Genomic DNA, 18380 nt, shown 5'->3' with positions numbered 1-18380 from the left:
TATATTTATTTAACTACGGTCAACAGCATCTTAAAGCTTTCTCTTGCATCTAGGCTATGAGGTACTTCCGATGGCATAATCAAGGTTTCACCAGCTTTCACAGTATGTTCCACATCACCAACAACGATGTGCGCCTCACCATCGAGGATTTGCACAATCGCATCACCTACTGTTACATGCGTAGAGATTTCTTCCCCCTTAGGCAGCGCAAATAGTGTAATGCTGAGTCGCTCATTTTGAGCAATTGTAATACTAATCACTTGACCCTCTTTATACTCTAGGTGCTCACCTAGATGTAAAATTTCGTTTACTGGGATATTTTTTGTGAAAGTCTTACTCATAGAAATCACTCCTTATATAGCTATATAATAGTAAAAGTAAATAAAAAGTAGATTAAAACAATTTTATCAAAACCAATTGATATAACTAAAAAAATATCCTTCCCTTAATTTTATTATAATTTAATTGAGATTTAATTTCAGTGTCTTTGGTAACAAAATTAAAATTATTTTGGATAAACGAAATGTTTTGAATAAACGCAAAGACGAGGCCTCCTAAGAAACCTCGTCTTTTTACATTATGATTAGCTATAAATATTATAGTTTTTTAACTAGTATATTTGTATCTATAACTCAAAAACTCTATAACTCTAAAAAATCTAACGCCTTAAAGTAAGAATCTAAAAATCAAAAGGGTCTAAACTGCAGGCAGCAAGCCTAACAGATACACATTAAATGTATCACCAGGATGTACTTCATGAGTTCCTCGTGGAATACATGCCAACGCATTCACAGTATATAGCCCTAACATACTACTACTATTAAAGTGACGATTAGCCACAAAACGTGGCGCTCCACCGCAAAATATGACTTTCCCTTGTACATAACGATCAAAAGCATTACGTTTGAAGATTTCTGTATCCATTACACAAGCCACCACTGGAGTCGTCCAATTAGCCAACCCTTTATAACGCTTCAAGGTAGGCGCTACGATTAAATGCCATCCATTAAAGGCAGCCCCTGGATTACCGGACAAACCAAAGATTATCTGACCTTTTGGGGTAACCGCACCATAAGATGCTGCACCAGGTCGCATTTGAATACGGGCATAGATAGATTTTGCTCCTAGTTTTTCATAAATAAGAGGCATCGTATCGAAAAGGCCTACCGACACACCACCAGAACTGATAATAACATCTGCTTCTTCACTAAGCTTCAACACATGGTTGATTTCAGAGTCTAACTCCTCCGGAGCATCACTTACATGATAATGTGTTATCTTATGAAAACCTAAATCCTCCAAGAGCCCACAGATCATAGCTCGATTAGAGTTGTAGATTTTACCAGGTGTTAAACTTTCACCAGGTTCAATAACCTCATGGCCAGAGGTAAGAACTAATACACGAGGCATGGCATTAACAGATATTTCCGTCATACCTAGCCCCGTCAAAATGGTTTGTACTGTAAATGTTACCTCTGTACCACGTGGGATCACAATGGTGCCGGCAACACACTCCTCACCTTGTGGAATAATATGATCACCACAATGATATTTGCCTTGAATCGTAATTGTAGTTTGTGGTTCACCAGTGCCAACCACTTGTTCTTGCATGATGACAGTATCACATGTATCTGGTACCGGTGCACCAGTCATAATACGCACCGCATGACCAACGTCTACGGGATGTTCCCATACAACACCAGCACCAATGATACCGTCAACGATATATTCATTACGACCTTCTTCGTAGGCGATGGCATAACCATCCATAGCAGATTTTGGGAATGCAGGTACGTCTGTGGGTGCAATAATGTCCTCTGCTAACACGTACCCCTTCGCAGCCTTAACATCTATTGTTTCAACTTTATGAACTTGCGTTTGTAAGGCTTCATCCCACAATTGGAGCGCCTTCTCAACAGTAACGACGGCCATTTAAACTCCTCATCATTTCCTGTATGTGACGTACCAATTCAGGTACGTCTTGATCTAACTTACCAATTTCTATCGTCGCCACTCGGTCCATGGAATCCGAGATAAGCTCTTCCGTATGTCCCTCTTGGGTAACCTCTATAATAGGGGCAATCCCTTGAGACCGTGATTCTAGTATAACTATATCTACGGGCATAAACTGTGATATTTCATACAGGTTTGATTGTTCTTTTGTACGTATGCGAATCGCTGTTTCAGTAGGCCCTGCAATAGCAACCGCATCAGCCCCAGCTTTATAAGCAAGATCTGTGTCTGTTCCCTCATAATCCATCTGAAAGCCATGTTTATCGCTTTTGACAACACCAACGGATAAACCGATTTTTTGTAACTCAGACACAAGACGCGTTACAACAGTTGTCTTACCCGTTTTACGTTTTGATGCGACCACACTAATTAAAGGTACACGACGAAATTCATTTTCCGCTAAAGCTCGTGCCCATTGATAATCTTCAAAGCGATTAATATTACTTAATTCCCAGCTATAGTCACAAGCATCAATGGATTCAACATGACCAATAACATCAAGAGCATGATGCAAAGACACATCTTCACTAACAAGAATAGATTGAATTAAAGACGCAATATGTGGTCTATAAATACCGGCCATCGGCTCAGCCTTACCACTTTCACCATAAGGAACAATGGCATTCCAATCATTATGTTCTACTTGATAGAGCCAATCATAATACAAATCCATTTCCATGAATGGCATATCTACTGCCATTACTGCATAAGCAGAACTAGTACCAACCGCTAGAGTGCTATACAGCCCCCCTAAAGGTCCGCATCGCCCAACAGAATCACGAACAATAGAAACCTTATTTTTCTCATCGTTCGATAATGTATCTATAATATGAGTCTGTATAGCAAGTCCTAATTGCTCGTCATCACCAATGGAGATAAGAATATCTTGAACATCTGCATCTAAGCCCTTACGAAGGGCATGAGATATAAGACTTTCACCATTAATCCAAGACAACAAAGCCTTAGGTTGCCCCATTCTAGTGCTGAGTCCTCCAGCCAAAATAATTAAACCTAATTTATCCACGACGTTGTAAACCTCGTTTAACACCTTGGTAGATGAATAGTAAAACTGCAATATTTAAAAGCCCATCTGGTACCATATAGGATGCATTATAAATCATGGAATAAACCCAAGGATTCTGCCCTTGCGGAGCATAGCTAGCAAAGACCACAGCACCGCTCGTAACAGATGCCCCCCAACGCAATACAATACCTACGATGGATCCAGTGATAAGTCCAGAAAGAGAATCTTTAAAGTAACCACAAACGCCAATAGCACCGTAAGCAACCAAGTAGTCTAATACAATACTTAAATAATGAACAGATGATTTAAAGCCTAAAATAAAGTGTAATATACCATATACAACACCTACAAAGATACCTCGTGTTCCGCCCCAACGATATGCGTAAATCATGAGTGGTACCAAAGCTGCCGCCTTAATAGAGCCTCCCTGTGGCATATGAAAAATCGTAATAAATGACAACACTTGAGCAATGGCAATTGCTACGCCAGCTTCAGTAAGCATACGGATTTTAGACTGTTCCACATTAATCAACCTCCTTTTACCATATATCTATAAATGAATATATTATTTATACAATCTACTTGTATTGTACTACAGTTTATCCCTTACACCAAACAAAATATTCGGAACGTATTGAAAATTTTATGAGTCTCTTGTATAATGGTACAGGTTCAATATGTAATACTCGAAGGAGATATAGAAACTATGATTAATACAACTAACATCTTTGATTATGAAGACGTGCAATTGATTCCTAACAAATGTATTGTCTCCAGTCGTAGCGAATGTGATACACATGTAAAATTAGGTAAACGCACATTCCGCTTGCCAGTGGTACCTGCTAATATGCAAACTATCATCGACGAAGAGTTGGCTGAAAAATTAGCTCGTGAAGGGTATTTCTATATCATGCATCGTTTCCAACCAGAACGTCGTATGGATTTTGTAAAACGCATGCACGACCTTAACTTATATTCTTCTATTTCTATCGGCGTAAAAGCTGAAGAATTTGCTTTAGTTGATGAATTCAAGAAAGAAAACTTAACCCCAGAATATATCACTATTGATATTGCACATGGTCATTCCAATGCGGTCATCGAAATGATCCAATACATAAAAAAGAACTTACCTGAAACCTTCATTATCGCTGGTAATGTAGGCACTCCAGAAGCAGTTCGTGAACTAGAAAATGCTGGTGCTGATGCGACTAAAGTAGGCATCGGTCCTGGTAAAGTATGTATCACAAAATTGAAAACCGGCTTTGGTACTGGTGGCTGGCAATTGGCTGCTGTTCGCTGGTGCGCAAAAGCAGCTACTAAACCTATCATCGCTGACGGCGGTATTCGTGACCATGGCGACATCGCAAAATCCATTCGCTTTGGTGCTACCATGGTTATGATTGGCTCCCTATTTGCTGGTCATGAAGAATCTCCAGGGGAAGAAAAAATCGTTGACGGTAAAGCTGTAAAAGAATACTTTGGCTCTGCTTCTGAGTTCCAAAAAGGGGAACGCAAAAACGTAGAAGGTAAAAAAATCTTCATCGACTCCAAAGGTTCTATCTTCGATACATTAACTGAAATGGAACAAGATTTACAATCCGCTATCTCTTACGCTGGCGGTACGACTCTACAAGCCATTCGCAAAGTCGACTATGTACTTGTTAAAAACTCTATCTTCAATGGCGATCGCTAATCTAATAAATATATATGATAGTTCTAAAAGCCACAGGTTCTAGACCTGTGGCTTTTTAATGCGAGAAATACATAAAATATAAAAATATGAAAAAGGAGCTACGATACGAAAATCGTAGCTCCTTAATTATAGGCTATTAAATTTGTTCTTCACTAAGACCACAGTCTTTACTCATTAAATGGTATGCGTATTTACCAATACCTGCACTTACAACAAGCAATATAGTCAATACGATAAATGCTACTGTAAGACTTGTACCGTGCGCAATGAAACCAATTAAGGCAGGTCCCATCAAAATACCCATATAACCGAGCATTGTGGATGTTGCGACCGCTTGTGTCATAGGAATGACATTTTGTTCCCCCATTGCAGAGAATAGGTTTGGTACTATCATAGCTAATGAAATACCCAATAATAAGTAAGTATACATGGAGGCATGACCTGGCAAGAACACGATAAGCCCCATCGCAATAGAGCCAAGTAAGTAGCCACCAACAACAACTTGCTTTGATGTTAAGTGTTTACCTAATCTATTACCAAGCAAACGGCCTATACACATAGTACCATTAAAGAGCATTACACCCATGACAGCCTCTTCGATAACAATCCCTTTATCTTCAAATAAATATAATGCACTCCAATCCCCTACAGCACCTTCTACCAAGTAAGAAACAAAGGACAATAAACCAAAAATAAGAGCGATTGGATGAAAGGACAATGGGCTTTTAGATTTTTTAGTAACCTTTGCATTTGGATCACTACCAAAGGTCAACATAAATTGGCTAACTACAACCATCGCAATAAATAGTACGATGAGAAGTCCCCAAATACTTTGATTAACAGGCAGCGATAAGATTTTTAAAAGCACGAGCAAAACACCGGCACCAGCAAAACCACCTAAGCTCCAGCCACCGTGATAGGCGCCCATTAAATGTTTTTTGCTCACCTTTTCTGTTAGGATAGCTTGTAAATTAGCAGAAGCACCACTAAGGCCTACACCAATACCAAAAAAGAACAGGGCTACTGTTGTTGTAGCAATAGTAGGACACATAGTAACGATGGCAAGAGATACCATACCAATAAAGCTAGCTAACAAAACAACTCTCTTACACCCAAAGCTTTCTACAAGCTTACCTGCTATAGCCATGGATAAACAAGAACCTACACCGAGCAACAAAATCATGGAACCTAATACATCTTCACCAATACTAAGCTTTGCTTTTAAATATGGCACAAAACCAGCCCATAAAGCTGTGTACATACCAGGGATAAAAAATGCCCCAAAAGCACCACGAATATTTGCTGTTGAAATAGAAACTTTATCGTTCATTACATCCTTTCTGGCTTCTAGAACCGTCCGGTGAAGAAAGGTCCTTTTTATCCGCAAAGCGCTAAAATATGCGCCATTACAGGAAACCATTTTAATTACATATGTATTAATCTTGAAATATAATAACCCTCTTTACAAAACATGTAAAGAGGGTTTTGTAAATTTAAAATTAAATTAAAAAGCTTAATTGTAGATTTGGATAATGTTCAATCTCACGTTATAATTTAAGATTTATAAAAAAATAATGTTGGAGCGACATTATTATAATAGCACTCCAACATTTATTATAGATACGTTTCCAGTATTTTGAATATAATTATTTACTTCATATATTATTATTTTTTTGGGCTACTAGTATATTTCTTAGTGCATCATAACCATATATAAATCCACGCTTATCACACATACTAGATACTTCTTCACATATATTATCACCGATTTTATCTACAACAATACAAATATTCATAGCTCCTGCTAATTCTAAAATATGCTGAGCCTCCTCAATTTGGTGCCATAGATTATCTGATACAGAGTTTGGAATGATTAAAACCCCTATTACATCACGATTAAATGCACCGGCTGTAGCCGGTGGATATGGATTATAAGGTTCGCCTAATAGATATACAAATACAACAACTTCTACATCGTATGATGAAACTAATAGAGCAGAAAAATACCATGGATTTTCAATATACTCGCCTGGAGTTAAAAGACAATTCTCTTTACGATAAATTGCCATGGGGCGTGGCAGAGAATACGGTAAATCCAATATGTTTTTTACCACTTTTTCAATGTGGCAATAGGTACTTCCAACCCAAAGTGTGCTTCTTAGGTTTTGCACTGTTAACTCCTTGTAAGTGATACTACACTAAATTGTAAGAGTTCAGAAAAGCCTTGTAATACATTTGTTAAAGATACCTCTACACTTGAAACATCACCTGAGATTAATACTGCTCCTGAAAATCTATCAATAAATTCAATATGAACATTAGCAGCTTTAGAGGCCATATCCGCTGCAATAATAGCGGCTTCTCCTGGCGTAATAGTTAAAATACCTATTGCACTGCGCCCCTCACTATCCAAGCCTAATTTGCTATATAAATCCCTTTTAGGATTAGCTAATACATGAGCCAATGTAACCTGCTTTCCTGGTACTGACTCTTGTATGATTCGTTGCTTGTCTATCACGGTATATAGCCTCCCTTCAAATCACAGATTTGCAAATACTCTAATCCATAAAAATGCACCTACAGCTAAGAACCCACCAATGATAGGTCCTACTATTGGAACCCACGCATAGCCTAAATTTGCAGATCCTTTATTTGGAACTGGTAAAATGGCGTAAGCCATCCTTGATGGAAAATCACGTGCAGGATTCAATGCAAATCCAGTAGTTCCTCCGAAAGAGAAACCAATACTTGCTACTAAGAACCCTATAATTAATGGTGCTAAGCCATTTGCCATAGGTCCTAACAAAAGCACACAGAAGATAAATAAGAACGTTGCAATAATCTCTGATAGTAAATTCCATCCACGATGATCAATAGCTGGGCCAGTGGCAAAAATACACACACTATTTCCCTCTTCTGGACTTGTTATTTTAAAATGTGGATAATACTGTAACATAGTAATAACCGCACCTAAAAATCCACCCAAAAGTTGTGCTATAACTGTCCCCACTACTAATTCAGGAGGAAATAATCCGCCCGCTGCAAACGCTATGGTAATAGCTGGATTCAAATGACCAACACCACCTAAACCAACAGCAGTATATACAGCAAACGTGACTGCAAAACCCCAACCAAACATCAATCCAATCCAATTTGACTTAAGTGCACTGGTAAGCGTATTTTTCAATAATAGCCCTGCATTACAACTACTACCAAATGCCATTAAGACAGCCGTTCCAATAAATTCACTAACATACACTTGTGTAGCATCCATATGTGTTACCTCATATAATACATGTCAATATACGTGTTAAATCTTCTTTTGTTGCTTCGTATGGATTACCTGCATAAGTACGATCAGACATTGCTTGTTGAACTAATACAGGAAATGCGTTTTTATAGTCTATTTCATTGATGCCAAATTCTTTCATAGTCATGACACACCCCACTTGACGCGCTAATGATTGTGCACATTTCACTAATGCCGATAATTGCGAACTTTCATCATCATTTACATCTGTTAAAGATAATTTCTGAGCGATTAAAATATATTTTGATTTAGCAATTTTTGAATTTACTGCATTATACATAATTACATAAGGTAATAGCATCGCATTAGCTAACCCATGTGGCACATGAAATTGTCCTCCTAGTTGATGAGACAATGCATGTGTAATACCTAATCCTGCTTGATTAAATGCAATGCCAGCCATACAAGAAGCTTCATGCATCGCAGCTCGTGCTCTCTCATTTTTTCCATCAGTCACACAAATTGGCAAATTGTTGACTACTAATTCTATTGCTTTTTCAGCTAGCGCATCAGTGAAATTATTAGCATCCTTAGCTACCAAAGCCTCGAGTGCATGAACTAATACGTCCATTCCACTGTAGGCAGTCACCTTTTCGGGTGCAGATTTTACAAAAAATGTTGTTAATATTGCTTCATCTGGTAATAAACTATCATCTACTAAAGGATATTTAATACCAGTTTTAGTATCTGTTATAACAGCAAATGAGGTCACTTCAGATCCAGTACCACTAGTGGTTGGTATAGCAATAAATTTTCTAACCCCTACATGGTATAAGGTTTTACAAAAGTAATTAATACCCTTTGCCATATCTATAGCAGATCCACCGCCAATTACAATAAGTATTGTAGATTCCGCTTTTTTTAATACCGAGACCCCTTTTATAATAGAGTCAATAGGCGGATCAGGAACTACATCAGAATATACAATATAAGTATTATCAGTACTTATTATATCAATCACGGTTTGTAATGCTGGAGTTCCTACTAAAAAAGGATCACAAACGATAAAAATTCGCTCTCCATTTAATTGACGAAGCCTTTCTAATGCATCTAATTTTGAATCTGTTGTAGAATGATTAACACTTTCTGTAAAAATTTGCGTTTTAAAGGTCCATGATTCCATTATTACGCTCCTTTTATACATTCTTGAAAAGCTCGTAGTCCTGCTTTCACTATGAGCATATCTTCATCCACGGTACCACCACTAATGCCTAAACCACCTATTAAGTAATCACCGCACATTAATGGTTCACCGCCACCAAATAAAACTATTGGTCTTTGCACCATAGTTTCTATACCATAAAGAGAACTCCCTAGCTGTATTCTCTCACCAAGTTTCGCCGTACTACATCTAAATGCAATGGCCGTATAAGCCTTATTGGGTGCCAAGTCTATACTAACGCCAAGAGATTGTTCCATTCGTCTTTGATAAACTAAACTGCCACTAGCATCTACAATAGCCACTACTACAGGTACACCAATACGATTTGCTTCAGTTTCACACGCTTTTACAATTTGATCCACAACGGATTCAATAGTAATAGGTTTATGATTTTGTGATATTTCTGGATTTCCAAAGAGTCGATTTTCCCTTTTTATAGTTGAAGAAGTTCTCTCCATAGTCTCTATAATTTTTTGGACAGAATCATAAATATCCATGTCTAGCCTCCTTGTTACGGGCTAGTTTATTTTGCTAATAATAATTCTATATCATTGTGTGGACGTGGAATTACATGTGTTGAAATAACTAATCCTACATTACCAGCTGCTACAGCACCAGCTTCAACAGCTGCCTTAACGGCTCCAACGTCACCACGAACCATAACAGTCACCAATCCAGATCCAATTTTTTCATATCCAGTTAATTCTACATTCGATGCTTTTACCATTGCATCTGCAGCTTCTATTGCGGCTACCAATCCTTTTGTTTCTACCATTCCTAATGCATTATTCATAATAAACCTCCTTATTTTTTAGAATTACTTTTCTTTTTAGATTTTCCTGATTTAGTTGATTTTCTAGGTTGTTGTACTTCTGTTACATTTTCAGTAATTTCAACTAATGACGCATCATCTTTTGATTCATTAATCTCAATATCTTCATTTTGTAAAGTATTTCCTAAATCAAGTGATTCGCTTGATTTATCAATGATTGATTCTACTAAAATTGAAGCAGCTTCATCCACGTCAATAACCTCAGTACTTACTGTACCATCATTTTGATGCGGTTCTATAGTTTCTTTAACCTGATTATCTTTCAGGAATACATCAACTACACTTTGTGATACCCGTGGTATTACTTTACAGCCAATAAAACAATTCATTTCTTTAGCTATTGAACTGCCAGCTTGTATAGCTGATTGTACAGCACCTACATCTCCTATTATTTTGATGGTAAACCAACCAAAACCATTAGCTCTATCAATATTAACTACATGTACATTTGATGCTTTTACCATCACATCTGCCATTGTAATAGCTCCTAATAAGCCTTTTACTTCTAATAGTCCTAATGATTCATTCATATAAACCTCTCTTATCTTAAGCTAAACACTTCACTTAATACGCAGCGTCTAATTCGACAGAATGAGCGTGCACAGGTAATTCCTTCACCTGTTGGTCCTGCAATTGTGAATGTTGTATGTCCTTCACCGCCTACACCAATACCGGCATAAGATGGTGCATTCTTAACAAAAATTGTAGTTTCTAATAAACGCGCCATTTTTGATAATTTTTCAAGGTTTTGCGAGTGCATGATTGCTGTATGACGATTACCTAACTCTGCTCGATGTGCACATTCAATAGCAATATCTACATTTGGAACAGATACAATTGGTAAAATTGGCATCATCATTTCCTCTGTTACTAAGTGATGATGTTCTGATGTTCTCGCAATAATCAAATGAATACTGTCATCTACAGCAATCCCCACTAATGCAAGTAAATCTTTTGCAGGTTTACCTACGTAGTCTGGATTTGGTTTGCCATCATCTTTAGTCACTTTTTTTACTAAACTATCAAGCGTAGACATATCAGTTATTTCATAGGCACCATTTTTCTTCATATAGTACACTAGTTGATCTGCTACTTCTTCAACAACAAACACTTCTTTTTCTGCAATACATGGAACATTGTTATCAAAACTTGCACCATTTATAATATCCTTTGCCGCCTGTTCTATATGTGCGGTTTCATCTACAACAACAGGAGGGTTCCCAGCACCTGCGCCAATTGCTTTTTTACCAGATGAAAGTACTTGTTTTACAATACCTGGTCCACCAGTTGCCACAAGCAATCGAACTTTAGGATGTTCCATCATAATTTGTGTATTTTCGATGGATGGTTCTCTAACCATAGTCACTAAATTATTTGGTGCTCCTACAGCTTCTAAAGCCTTATTTATCATTTGCACCAAAATCGTAGATACTTTTTTAGCTCTTGGATGAGGACTAAATACTACTGTATTACCTCCTACAAGCATAGATATAGAGTTATTAATAATCGTTTCTGTAGGATTAGTAGTAGGTGTAATAGCACCTATAACACCAAATGGACAAAACTCTTCAAGCGTTAATCCATCATGACCCGTCATGGCTCTTGTTTCCAACACTTCCTTACCAGGTGTTTTCACTGCAGCCACTCGATTCTTAATCAATTTATCACTATATCTACCAATACCAGTCTCTTCTACAGCCATTAGTGAAATCATTTCTAAATGATCTTTTTGTAATACTGTATCGCGAATCGCATCTACAAAAGCATTACGTTCTTGTAAAGAATATGATAATAATTTCCTTTGTGCTATTTCACTAGCATTGATAGCCGCCTCCATAGTATCAAAAACACCATACTCATAAGCAGATGCATCTAAGGTAATGCCTTCTTGTTGTAAATCCTTTACAACTTGTTTTACTATATTTTCAATCATGTCTACTTTCATGTGTATCTCCTCTATGTTTTCGATACAAGTCCTACATCATTGTTCTTAATATACCCTGCATTCGCTTCATCTACATCTATATGCATTTCCAGAGCAAACTTAGGGGATACACGAACAATTACATTAGAAAATATCAATTCTCGTTCTCCATAAATAGTTACTGATACTCGTTCTTTATCAAATACACCCATTCGACTCGCATCACTTGGGTGCATATGAATATGTCTATGAGCAACAATGACGCCTTGAGAAATTGTGAACACACCTTTTGGACCCATCAAAGTAATGCCTGGCGTACCGTTTAAATCTCCTGATTCACGAATAACTCCGGACACCCCCAACACAAATGAATCCGTAAGAGAAATCTCCACTTGTGTTTCTTCTCTAAATGGTCCCAAAATCCGTACTTTTTCAATACTTCCTTTCGGTCCTATCAATGTTACTGTTTCATTAGCAGCATATTGACCAGGTTGTTTCAAATCTACTTTTTTAGTCAGATTATCCTGTCCAAATAATACTTGATATGCTTCTTTAGACACATGAACATGACGATTTGAGACGCCAATCGGAACACTACAGCGATTGATTTCTGTTAATCTCGTCATCACTCGTTCTGTCACTCGATGTATATATTCAGACTGTTTCATAAGTATTCATCTATCCATTAACTAACTGCTCTCTATATTGAGAGATCGTTCTATGTTCATATTTTTTAAAAATTTTACAAAAATAACTGATATCACTATATCCTAGAATATTAGCTATATTAGTTCCACTTTTTTCTGTACCTAATAGATATTCTTTAGCCAAATTTATTTTCTTTTTATGTATATATTGCATAATAGTCATATTCAATTTATTTTTAAATATACGACTAACATACCCTTGACTAACATTACAAGCAATCACTATATCTTTTAATGATATATCCTCTTGAATATGATTATGTATATAGCAAAGAATTGTATATAAAATATCTTGTTTTCCTTTATACATTTCCATAAATAGAAAATCGACAGTTTTAAATATCCATACATTTAGACCTTCTGGATAGCTAGTTGTGAGATATGCATGGGGTAGTTGAAGATTAAATACGGTTTTAACAGAGCTTGAATAATCCACTAAATTCGTTTGAATTTCATCAACAATTGAATACATCATATTAATAAATGCATGTTTATCACAGCCTTTATATATATGTTCACATAGCTGATGCATCTTTTCTAAGGTTAGAAGAAAATCACTTTTAAGAAATGCATTATACACTTCGTCCAAATATACGGAACTATCTTCACATATATTATGCTTTATCATACCTTTATCCTTTGGAATCCATTTAATAAAATCCTCCCAAGAAAAAGGTTTATAAAGGTATCCAATCCCCTCATATTTCATCGTCATGGCAACAATTGATTCAATCTTTTTATTAATCATTATCACTACACGACATTCTGGGTATGTATAATATAAATATCGAATGATATCACTTGCTTTTTGGTTATATATATCTATTGCAACATAAGCGACCGTAAACTCAGTATGTTTGCCTAACTCCAATATTTCTTTATATGTACTTATACAAACCACATCTGCATCCATATGCATAGCAATTCTTTTTCGTAGGGCTTTCATATGCAATTGATCAGTATCCACCAAAAGAATCTTGATCATAACTTAGCTCCTTATTCACTCTAACGGATATGAAAGTATTACTTGCATGCCACCACAAGATTTATAATGACAATCTATGTTTGCAGATATGCCATATTTTGTTATAAACATCCTCTGTAACTCAATAATAGACTTAACTACGGAAGCTATGTTTTGTTCTAACATAGCTTCATAAGATATAGAATCCTTTTCCTGAATCAAATCTTGTAGTAACTTTAAATCACTCGATTCAAGTTCAAGCTTATCATCGTCTAAAATAATAGAGGCTCGATTTTCTTGAACCATGGTGTGTAACATAATAGAAATTTCACTATGCCCATCTTGTTGAACCACCTCTATAATATGTTGCACATATTGCCATATACTATAGGCTGGTACCATACAATGCCACATCGATTCATCTACATTAATCTTCCAGGACACATGACAATCTTCACGATAATTGAGCAAATTTATCATAGTTTCTATTCGCGAACACTCTTCTTTGATAGTAGCTTCAGCCCAACTATCATTCTGAAGAGCTAATGTATGTGTATAATCCAAAATAGCAGCTTCAGTTGTGGTAGCATCTTCTAAAATCGATAAACTATCTATTATGTCCAATAATTTGCAGTTACGTACAATATCAATATACCGTTTACATTGCATTAACTCAGTTTGTAAACTATATAGCTTATCCTCTGTCTCTTGTAATTTTAACTCCAATATATCAATACGTTTTAAATTTTTTTGCTTATTACGATTTGATACGATTTCATGATTTGTTAGTTGATTAATAATAAATTCTACTAGCTTTGCAATGGAAAGAACCTCACTGTAACTATATCGTTTGATATCTTCCAACTCTTCAGAGGTAGATTTCAATACATCATGTTCAATTAAATCTTGTCCTCCAGGGACCATATTTTTACTTAACCGAACAATTGTATCTGGCGCATCATCACATAAAATTTGACCTCCAATAAAGCCGCCTAAATACTGACCATCTACAATAATAGGAATGGCAATTTCTAGAAGACCACAAGGACAAATATAAATGCTTACCTCCTTATTAGTAGCAGCAATAATAGCTCCAGATGCATCTGACAATTTACACAATAACAATGATGTTGGATTATTCCGTACTTTCTTACAATACTTACAAAAATGTGTAGTCTTAGTTAATACATCACCTTTATAATCTACTGTAACAAAAGCAATTCCAGTTACATCTGCAACCGATTGCTGTATCTCTTCAAGTAGATCATATCCAATTACTGTCATGATATCTAAACAGGACTGCTCTTGTTGACGTTCTTCGAATTGATTTCGTGGCATTGGTTTTTACTACCTTTCTCATACGATATGCAAAATATCTCTACATATAGTATTCGACGATAATCATAAAAATCATGCAAATATTATTTATCATAACCAACTTTCATAAGCTTATGCATATGAGCTTAATGTTTCAACACACACGCATCTTCGTTTACGAACCAAATCTTTTGCCGTCACAGCGCCTTCACCTGTAATATTTGCAATTGTAAATGACGTCGACCCTACACCACAAATACCGATGCCATCTAGAGAACAACCATTCTTCACAAAAATGGCCGTTTCAAACTCCTTAGCTGCACGTCTTAAACGTTCAGAATTACTAGAATGTATACCTGCTGTATGATGGCAACCTTGCTCAGCCTCAATAGCAATTTGTAATGCACATTCAAAATCTCTAGCTTTTACAATGGCAATCAATGGAGCAAGTAGTTCCTTTGTAACAAATGGATGAATGCGTACCGTTTCAACAGCAATTAAATCATAAGAACAATCAGTTAAAATTCCTGCGTCCTTTAAAATAGTATCTGCAGATTTCCCACCATATAACCGATTTACTTCCAAATCTTCATTTAACAAAATCTTTGATAGCTTTAACATTTCACCAATAGAATCCACATAGTACACATTAAGACGTTCTAAAGCCTCTTTAAATTTAGGTAATATATCTTGAACAACAACTACATTTTTTTCTGATATACAAGTTATATTATGATCAAAAGATGCACCTTTATGTATACAATATGCGGCTTTTTCAATATCAGCAGTTTCATCTACAATAAATGTTGGGTTTGCTGGGCCTGCAGAAATTATTTTTTTCCCACATGATAATGCACTTCTTGCTGCATCAGAGCCACCTGTTGAAAGTATTAATTCAACATCAGGATGGTTCATAATTTCTTTAATATAGGCTAATGAGCAAGAATCCACTGTTGTAACAAGATTACATATACCAAATTTATCCATTATAATTTGATTGATAATTTTAGTTATATATTTTGATACACCCATCGCTCTAGGATGGGGACAGTGTATTGCCACATTACCCGCTGATAAAATACTTATCGTGTTATTAATAAGCGTTTCGCATGGATTTGTACTAGGATGAATGGCACATACAACACCATATGGAAACGGCTCTGTAAAAACCATACCACCTTCACCTTGTGTCGTATTAGTTTGTAAATCTTCAGGCCCTGGGGTTTCCTCTAGTGCAAGTTTAATTTTAATAATCTTATCTTCTGCTTTTCCCATACCTGTTTCTGTACATGCAAGAGTAGCAAACTCACGGGTATAATCACGTAAGCCTTCTCGAATAGCTTGAATCAGCTGTTTTCTTTCTCGTAAACTCACTTTTCTATACATATGAAATGCTTCTTTAGCGGCACTTACAACTTGTGTAACCGAGGAAAATACCCCCCATTGGGTTTCCATATTTACCTCCTTGTTAAATATCAACAGAATCTACAATACCTATAATTGCCAAGTCAATAGTTGCACCTTTTCGATTTTCTTCTACCCGTACTGAAGACCCTGTACCGACTAGTACATATTCGCCTACACCAGCTCCTACAAAATCGGCTGCCACTTGTTCTCTATGAGCTGGTGAAAGCGATGCATCTACCGGTTGTATAATCATTAATTTATATCCTAGAAGGGTATCACTCTTTTTAGTAGCGACTACATTACCAATAACTTTTGCTAAATACATGCTGACTCCTATCTCATAAAACTCAATTTATATAACGAATATGGTCTATGTATTGTATCCCTAACTCAAATATACGTTTATAGTAGGAACGTACCATCTCTTGATAGGAAATTGGCTCTTTTCCTGATAAAGGCTCTATCGACGTAGGCAGAACATATACGCTTGCACCTTGTGCAAAAGCCCTTTTAACAACTTCTGACAAATATGATTGACTATACCCCAATGCAATATGAATGACGTCATTTCGTGGGATATACGGTAATACCACGCAATCATTCTCTGTAAAATTCGGCTCTGCATCATAAGAATGTAGCATAAGGAAAGGATATACTTCCTTAACTCTACGCTCCATTTCAGAATCACAAGGCTTAGCAACAAGTGCATAAACAGGTCGTTCTTTATATGATATTAATTGGCTAGCTAACGAATAGTTTTCATGATGCCATATATCATCAAAAGCAACATATAGTTTACGCAACTTTTTTGTTGCATTTTGTTCTGCTAAAATACGTGCCACCATGTCTTCTAAGATCCTAGTTAGGTCTTTATCTTCCATAGTGCCTCCTCTAAAGTAGTGGCATATAAGGATATAGCCTCATATGCCACACTATATTTATGCCTTAAGAGTTGGAAGAATACGTTCTGTATCAGTATGAGGACGTGGAATAACATGTAAGGAAACAACTTCTCCTACTGCACGTGCTGCTACTGCACCAGCATCTACTGCAGCTTTAACTGCACCAACGTCACCACGAACCATAACAGTTACCAATCCAGAACCAATTTTTTCATAACCAACTAAATTTACATTTGCTGCTTTTACCATAGCATCCGCTGCTTCAATGGCACCAACTAAACCTTTTGTTTCTACCATTCCTAATGCATCTGAAATCATAATATCCTCCTATGTTCTACTAACTGTTTATTAAATATATGGAGTAGTACTTGATTTAGGTTCATCACCTAATGTACCAAGTAATTTTATTCCCACCTCACGAGCTGCTCTAACAGCTTGTCTTACAGCTCCAGAATCCCCTGAGAAGGTTAGAATAACTTCATTTGAGTAACTTGTTCCTGCTTTAGGAGATGAATATGATACTACTTCTACATTTGCAGATTTAACTGCTGTATCGGCGAGAACCGTACCAATAGCAGCAGGCCCTGCACATACCATACCAAAAGACTTTCCTAATGGTGTATTAAATACAGATTCTAAACAATAACTAGCACGTGCTGTATATTGGAACTCGAGGTGACCTGCATCATTGCTATATACATCACCGAAATACTTTGGTAATGATTCTAAAGCAATTTCCACTGCACGACGTGCATCAGATACATCATGCGCACCAATATAGATAAGAGAACCGTGACCAGCCCCACCTTTAGTATCTCTAGGTAACTCTACTGTAATAATTTCTGTATTTGTTGCTTTAATTGCATCATCTACAGCCATAATCTGAGGACCGGCACCAATACGTCCACCGATAATTCCGATAGACTTAAATTCACCCAGTCCCATTGTTTCTGTTAATAATGGATCTACACTTGCTATTACAAGACCGATTGTATCTCCTATTGCAGTACCGACAAATTCAGTTACTCCTATAGACGTTTTTGTTGTTTCTTTAGGATTTTTAATACCAAGTTCTTCCGATACCTGCCCCATCACTTTTTCTAATAATGCTGTATCCATAGTACC

The 18380-nt window shown here is 36.5% G+C and carries 22 protein-coding genes; 1 reads left to right on the top strand and 21 read right to left on the bottom strand.

The window, feature by feature from the left end:
* Positions 1-5: 5 nt before the first annotated feature.
* From FNLLGLLA_RS03110 to thiT, 4 genes are all read right to left on the bottom strand, one after another.
* On the bottom strand, positions 6-341 hold the full coding sequence (locus tag FNLLGLLA_RS03110; protein WP_008714361.1) for a cupin domain-containing protein: 336 nt from the start codon (positions 339-341) through the stop codon (positions 6-8).
* Between the two features lie 355 nt (positions 342-696).
* The gene (locus FNLLGLLA_RS03105; RefSeq protein WP_156696991.1) at positions 697-1932 is read right to left on the bottom strand and encodes a molybdopterin molybdotransferase MoeA; all 1236 of its coding nucleotides are present in this window, start codon (positions 1930-1932) and stop codon (positions 697-699) included.
* The gene (locus FNLLGLLA_RS03100) at positions 1913-3037 is read right to left on the bottom strand and encodes a molybdopterin-guanine dinucleotide biosynthesis protein MobB (RefSeq protein WP_156696992.1); all 1125 of its coding nucleotides are present in this window, start codon (positions 3035-3037) and stop codon (positions 1913-1915) included. Before FNLLGLLA_RS03100 ends, FNLLGLLA_RS03105 begins: the two co-directional genes overlap by 20 nt.
* Entirely contained in the window at positions 3030-3560 is a 531-nt protein-coding gene (thiT, locus tag FNLLGLLA_RS03095; protein WP_021148398.1) for an energy-coupled thiamine transporter ThiT, read from the bottom strand. The genes FNLLGLLA_RS03100 and thiT overlap by 8 nt, the downstream gene beginning before the upstream one ends.
* A gap of 183 nt (positions 3561-3743) precedes the next feature.
* Here thiT and FNLLGLLA_RS03090 point away from each other — a divergent pair, with 183 nt between their 5' ends.
* On the top strand, positions 3744-4730 hold the full coding sequence (locus FNLLGLLA_RS03090; protein WP_021148399.1) for a GMP reductase: 987 nt from the start codon (positions 3744-3746) through the stop codon (positions 4728-4730).
* A gap of 136 nt (positions 4731-4866) precedes the next feature.
* Here the strand turns inward: FNLLGLLA_RS03090 and FNLLGLLA_RS03085 are convergent, their stop codons facing one another.
* From FNLLGLLA_RS03085 to pduB, 17 genes are all read right to left on the bottom strand, one after another.
* On the bottom strand, positions 4867-6060 hold the full coding sequence (locus tag FNLLGLLA_RS03085) for an MFS transporter (RefSeq protein WP_118091382.1): 1194 nt from the start codon (positions 6058-6060) through the stop codon (positions 4867-4869).
* Between the two features lie 325 nt (positions 6061-6385).
* A complete protein-coding gene (locus FNLLGLLA_RS03080) occupies positions 6386-6901 on the bottom strand; it encodes a EutP/PduV family microcompartment system protein (RefSeq protein WP_118091383.1) in 516 nt (171 codons plus the stop codon).
* Between the two features lie 2 nt (positions 6902-6903).
* Positions 6904-7248 (bottom strand): ethanolamine utilization microcompartment protein EutS, encoded by a 345-nt coding sequence (gene eutS, locus FNLLGLLA_RS03075; protein WP_038123752.1) that lies wholly within the window; start codon positions 7246-7248, stop codon positions 6904-6906.
* Between the two features lie 21 nt (positions 7249-7269).
* Positions 7270-8004, bottom strand: a complete 735-nt coding sequence (locus tag FNLLGLLA_RS03070; RefSeq protein WP_038123754.1) for an MIP/aquaporin family protein — start codon at positions 8002-8004, stop codon at positions 7270-7272.
* A 10-nt stretch (positions 8005-8014) separates the two neighbouring features.
* Complete coding sequence (locus FNLLGLLA_RS03065; RefSeq protein WP_118091384.1) at positions 8015-9163, bottom strand: 1-propanol dehydrogenase PduQ; 1149 nt, start codon at positions 9161-9163, stop codon at positions 8015-8017.
* A gap of 2 nt (positions 9164-9165) precedes the next feature.
* Positions 9166-9699 (bottom strand): GlcG/HbpS family heme-binding protein, encoded by a 534-nt coding sequence (locus FNLLGLLA_RS03060; RefSeq protein ID WP_197922994.1) that lies wholly within the window; start codon positions 9697-9699, stop codon positions 9166-9168.
* 26 nt (positions 9700-9725) lie between these two features.
* A complete protein-coding gene (locus FNLLGLLA_RS03055) occupies positions 9726-9998 on the bottom strand; it encodes a BMC domain-containing protein (RefSeq protein ID WP_269472818.1) in 273 nt (90 codons plus the stop codon).
* Positions 9999-10006: 8 nt separating this feature from the next.
* Positions 10007-10564 (bottom strand): BMC domain-containing protein, encoded by a 558-nt coding sequence (locus FNLLGLLA_RS03050; protein ID WP_118091386.1) that lies wholly within the window; start codon positions 10562-10564, stop codon positions 10007-10009.
* Between the two features lie 11 nt (positions 10565-10575).
* Positions 10576-11979 carry an aldehyde dehydrogenase family protein gene (locus FNLLGLLA_RS03045; protein WP_118091387.1) on the bottom strand — a complete coding sequence of 468 codons (1404 nt, stop codon included), beginning with the start codon at positions 11977-11979 and terminating at the stop codon, positions 10576-10578.
* Between the two features lie 11 nt (positions 11980-11990).
* The gene (locus tag FNLLGLLA_RS03040) at positions 11991-12626 is read right to left on the bottom strand and encodes a phosphate propanoyltransferase (protein WP_118091388.1); all 636 of its coding nucleotides are present in this window, start codon (positions 12624-12626) and stop codon (positions 11991-11993) included.
* Between the two features lie 10 nt (positions 12627-12636).
* Positions 12637-13650 (bottom strand): AraC family transcriptional regulator, encoded by a 1014-nt coding sequence (locus FNLLGLLA_RS03035; protein ID WP_156696994.1) that lies wholly within the window; start codon positions 13648-13650, stop codon positions 12637-12639.
* A 15-nt stretch (positions 13651-13665) separates the two neighbouring features.
* Entirely contained in the window at positions 13666-14967 is a 1302-nt protein-coding gene (locus tag FNLLGLLA_RS03030) for a PocR ligand-binding domain-containing protein (RefSeq protein ID WP_118091390.1), read from the bottom strand.
* A gap of 111 nt (positions 14968-15078) precedes the next feature.
* Positions 15079-16401 (bottom strand): aldehyde dehydrogenase, encoded by a 1323-nt coding sequence (locus tag FNLLGLLA_RS03025; protein ID WP_118091391.1) that lies wholly within the window; start codon positions 16399-16401, stop codon positions 15079-15081.
* 13 nt (positions 16402-16414) lie between these two features.
* Positions 16415-16678 carry a EutN/CcmL family microcompartment protein gene (locus FNLLGLLA_RS03020; protein WP_038123770.1) on the bottom strand — a complete coding sequence of 88 codons (264 nt, stop codon included), beginning with the start codon at positions 16676-16678 and terminating at the stop codon, positions 16415-16417.
* 22 nt (positions 16679-16700) lie between these two features.
* Entirely contained in the window at positions 16701-17234 is a 534-nt protein-coding gene (locus tag FNLLGLLA_RS03015; RefSeq protein ID WP_118091392.1) for a hypothetical protein, read from the bottom strand.
* Positions 17235-17291: 57 nt separating this feature from the next.
* The gene (gene pduA / locus FNLLGLLA_RS03010) at positions 17292-17573 is read right to left on the bottom strand and encodes a propanediol utilization microcompartment protein PduA (protein WP_038123785.1); all 282 of its coding nucleotides are present in this window, start codon (positions 17571-17573) and stop codon (positions 17292-17294) included.
* A 30-nt stretch (positions 17574-17603) separates the two neighbouring features.
* Positions 17604-18374 carry a propanediol utilization microcompartment protein PduB gene (gene pduB / locus FNLLGLLA_RS03005; RefSeq protein ID WP_038123786.1) on the bottom strand — a complete coding sequence of 257 codons (771 nt, stop codon included), beginning with the start codon at positions 18372-18374 and terminating at the stop codon, positions 17604-17606.
* Positions 18375-18380: the final 6 nt, after the last annotated feature.

Origin of the sequence: Veillonella parvula (assembly GCF_902810435.1) — a bacterium.
GTDB lineage: Bacteria > Bacillota > Negativicutes > Veillonellales > Veillonellaceae > Veillonella.
Note: the sequence above shows the minus strand (reverse complement) of the source record. Positions and strands in the feature narration are given on the sequence as shown.

Excerpts from the sequence above, each read along its gene's own strand:
- FNLLGLLA_RS03040 (WP_118091388.1), bottom strand. The coding sequence starts at position 12,626 with ATGAAACAGTCTGAATATATACATCGAGTGACAGAACGAGTGATGACG.
- FNLLGLLA_RS03025 (WP_118091391.1), bottom strand. The coding sequence starts at position 16,401 with ATGGAAACCCAATGGGGGGTATTTTCCTCGGTTACACAAGTTGTAAGT.
- FNLLGLLA_RS03090 (WP_021148399.1), top strand. The coding sequence starts at position 3,744 with ATGATTAATACAACTAACATCTTTGATTATGAAGACGTGCAATTGATT.
- FNLLGLLA_RS03060 (WP_197922994.1), bottom strand. The coding sequence starts at position 9,699 with ATGGATATTTATGATTCTGTCCAAAAAATTATAGAGACTATGGAGAGA.
- FNLLGLLA_RS03050 (WP_118091386.1), bottom strand. The coding sequence starts at position 10,564 with ATGAATGAATCATTAGGACTATTAGAAGTAAAAGGCTTATTAGGAGCT.
- FNLLGLLA_RS03085 (WP_118091382.1), bottom strand. The coding sequence starts at position 6,060 with ATGAACGATAAAGTTTCTATTTCAACAGCAAATATTCGTGGTGCTTTT.
- FNLLGLLA_RS03070 (WP_038123754.1), bottom strand. The coding sequence starts at position 8,004 with ATGGATGCTACACAAGTGTATGTTAGTGAATTTATTGGAACGGCTGTC.
- FNLLGLLA_RS03045 (WP_118091387.1), bottom strand. The coding sequence starts at position 11,979 with ATGAAAGTAGACATGATTGAAAATATAGTAAAACAAGTTGTAAAGGAT.
- FNLLGLLA_RS03105 (WP_156696991.1), bottom strand. The coding sequence starts at position 1,932 with ATGGCCGTCGTTACTGTTGAGAAGGCGCTCCAATTGTGGGATGAAGCC.
- pduB (WP_038123786.1), bottom strand. The coding sequence starts at position 18,374 with ATGGATACAGCATTATTAGAAAAAGTGATGGGGCAGGTATCGGAAGAA.
- FNLLGLLA_RS03035 (WP_156696994.1), bottom strand. The coding sequence starts at position 13,650 with ATGATCAAGATTCTTTTGGTGGATACTGATCAATTGCATATGAAAGCC.
- pduA (WP_038123785.1), bottom strand. The coding sequence starts at position 17,573 with ATGATTTCAGATGCATTAGGAATGGTAGAAACAAAAGGTTTAGTTGGT.
- FNLLGLLA_RS03065 (WP_118091384.1), bottom strand. The coding sequence starts at position 9,163 with ATGGAATCATGGACCTTTAAAACGCAAATTTTTACAGAAAGTGTTAAT.
- FNLLGLLA_RS03015 (WP_118091392.1), bottom strand. The coding sequence starts at position 17,234 with ATGGAAGATAAAGACCTAACTAGGATCTTAGAAGACATGGTGGCACGT.
- FNLLGLLA_RS03110 (WP_008714361.1), bottom strand. The coding sequence starts at position 341 with ATGAGTAAGACTTTCACAAAAAATATCCCAGTAAACGAAATTTTACAT.
- FNLLGLLA_RS03030 (WP_118091390.1), bottom strand. The coding sequence starts at position 14,967 with ATGCCACGAAATCAATTCGAAGAACGTCAACAAGAGCAGTCCTGTTTA.
- FNLLGLLA_RS03020 (WP_038123770.1), bottom strand. The coding sequence starts at position 16,678 with ATGTATTTAGCAAAAGTTATTGGTAATGTAGTCGCTACTAAAAAGAGT.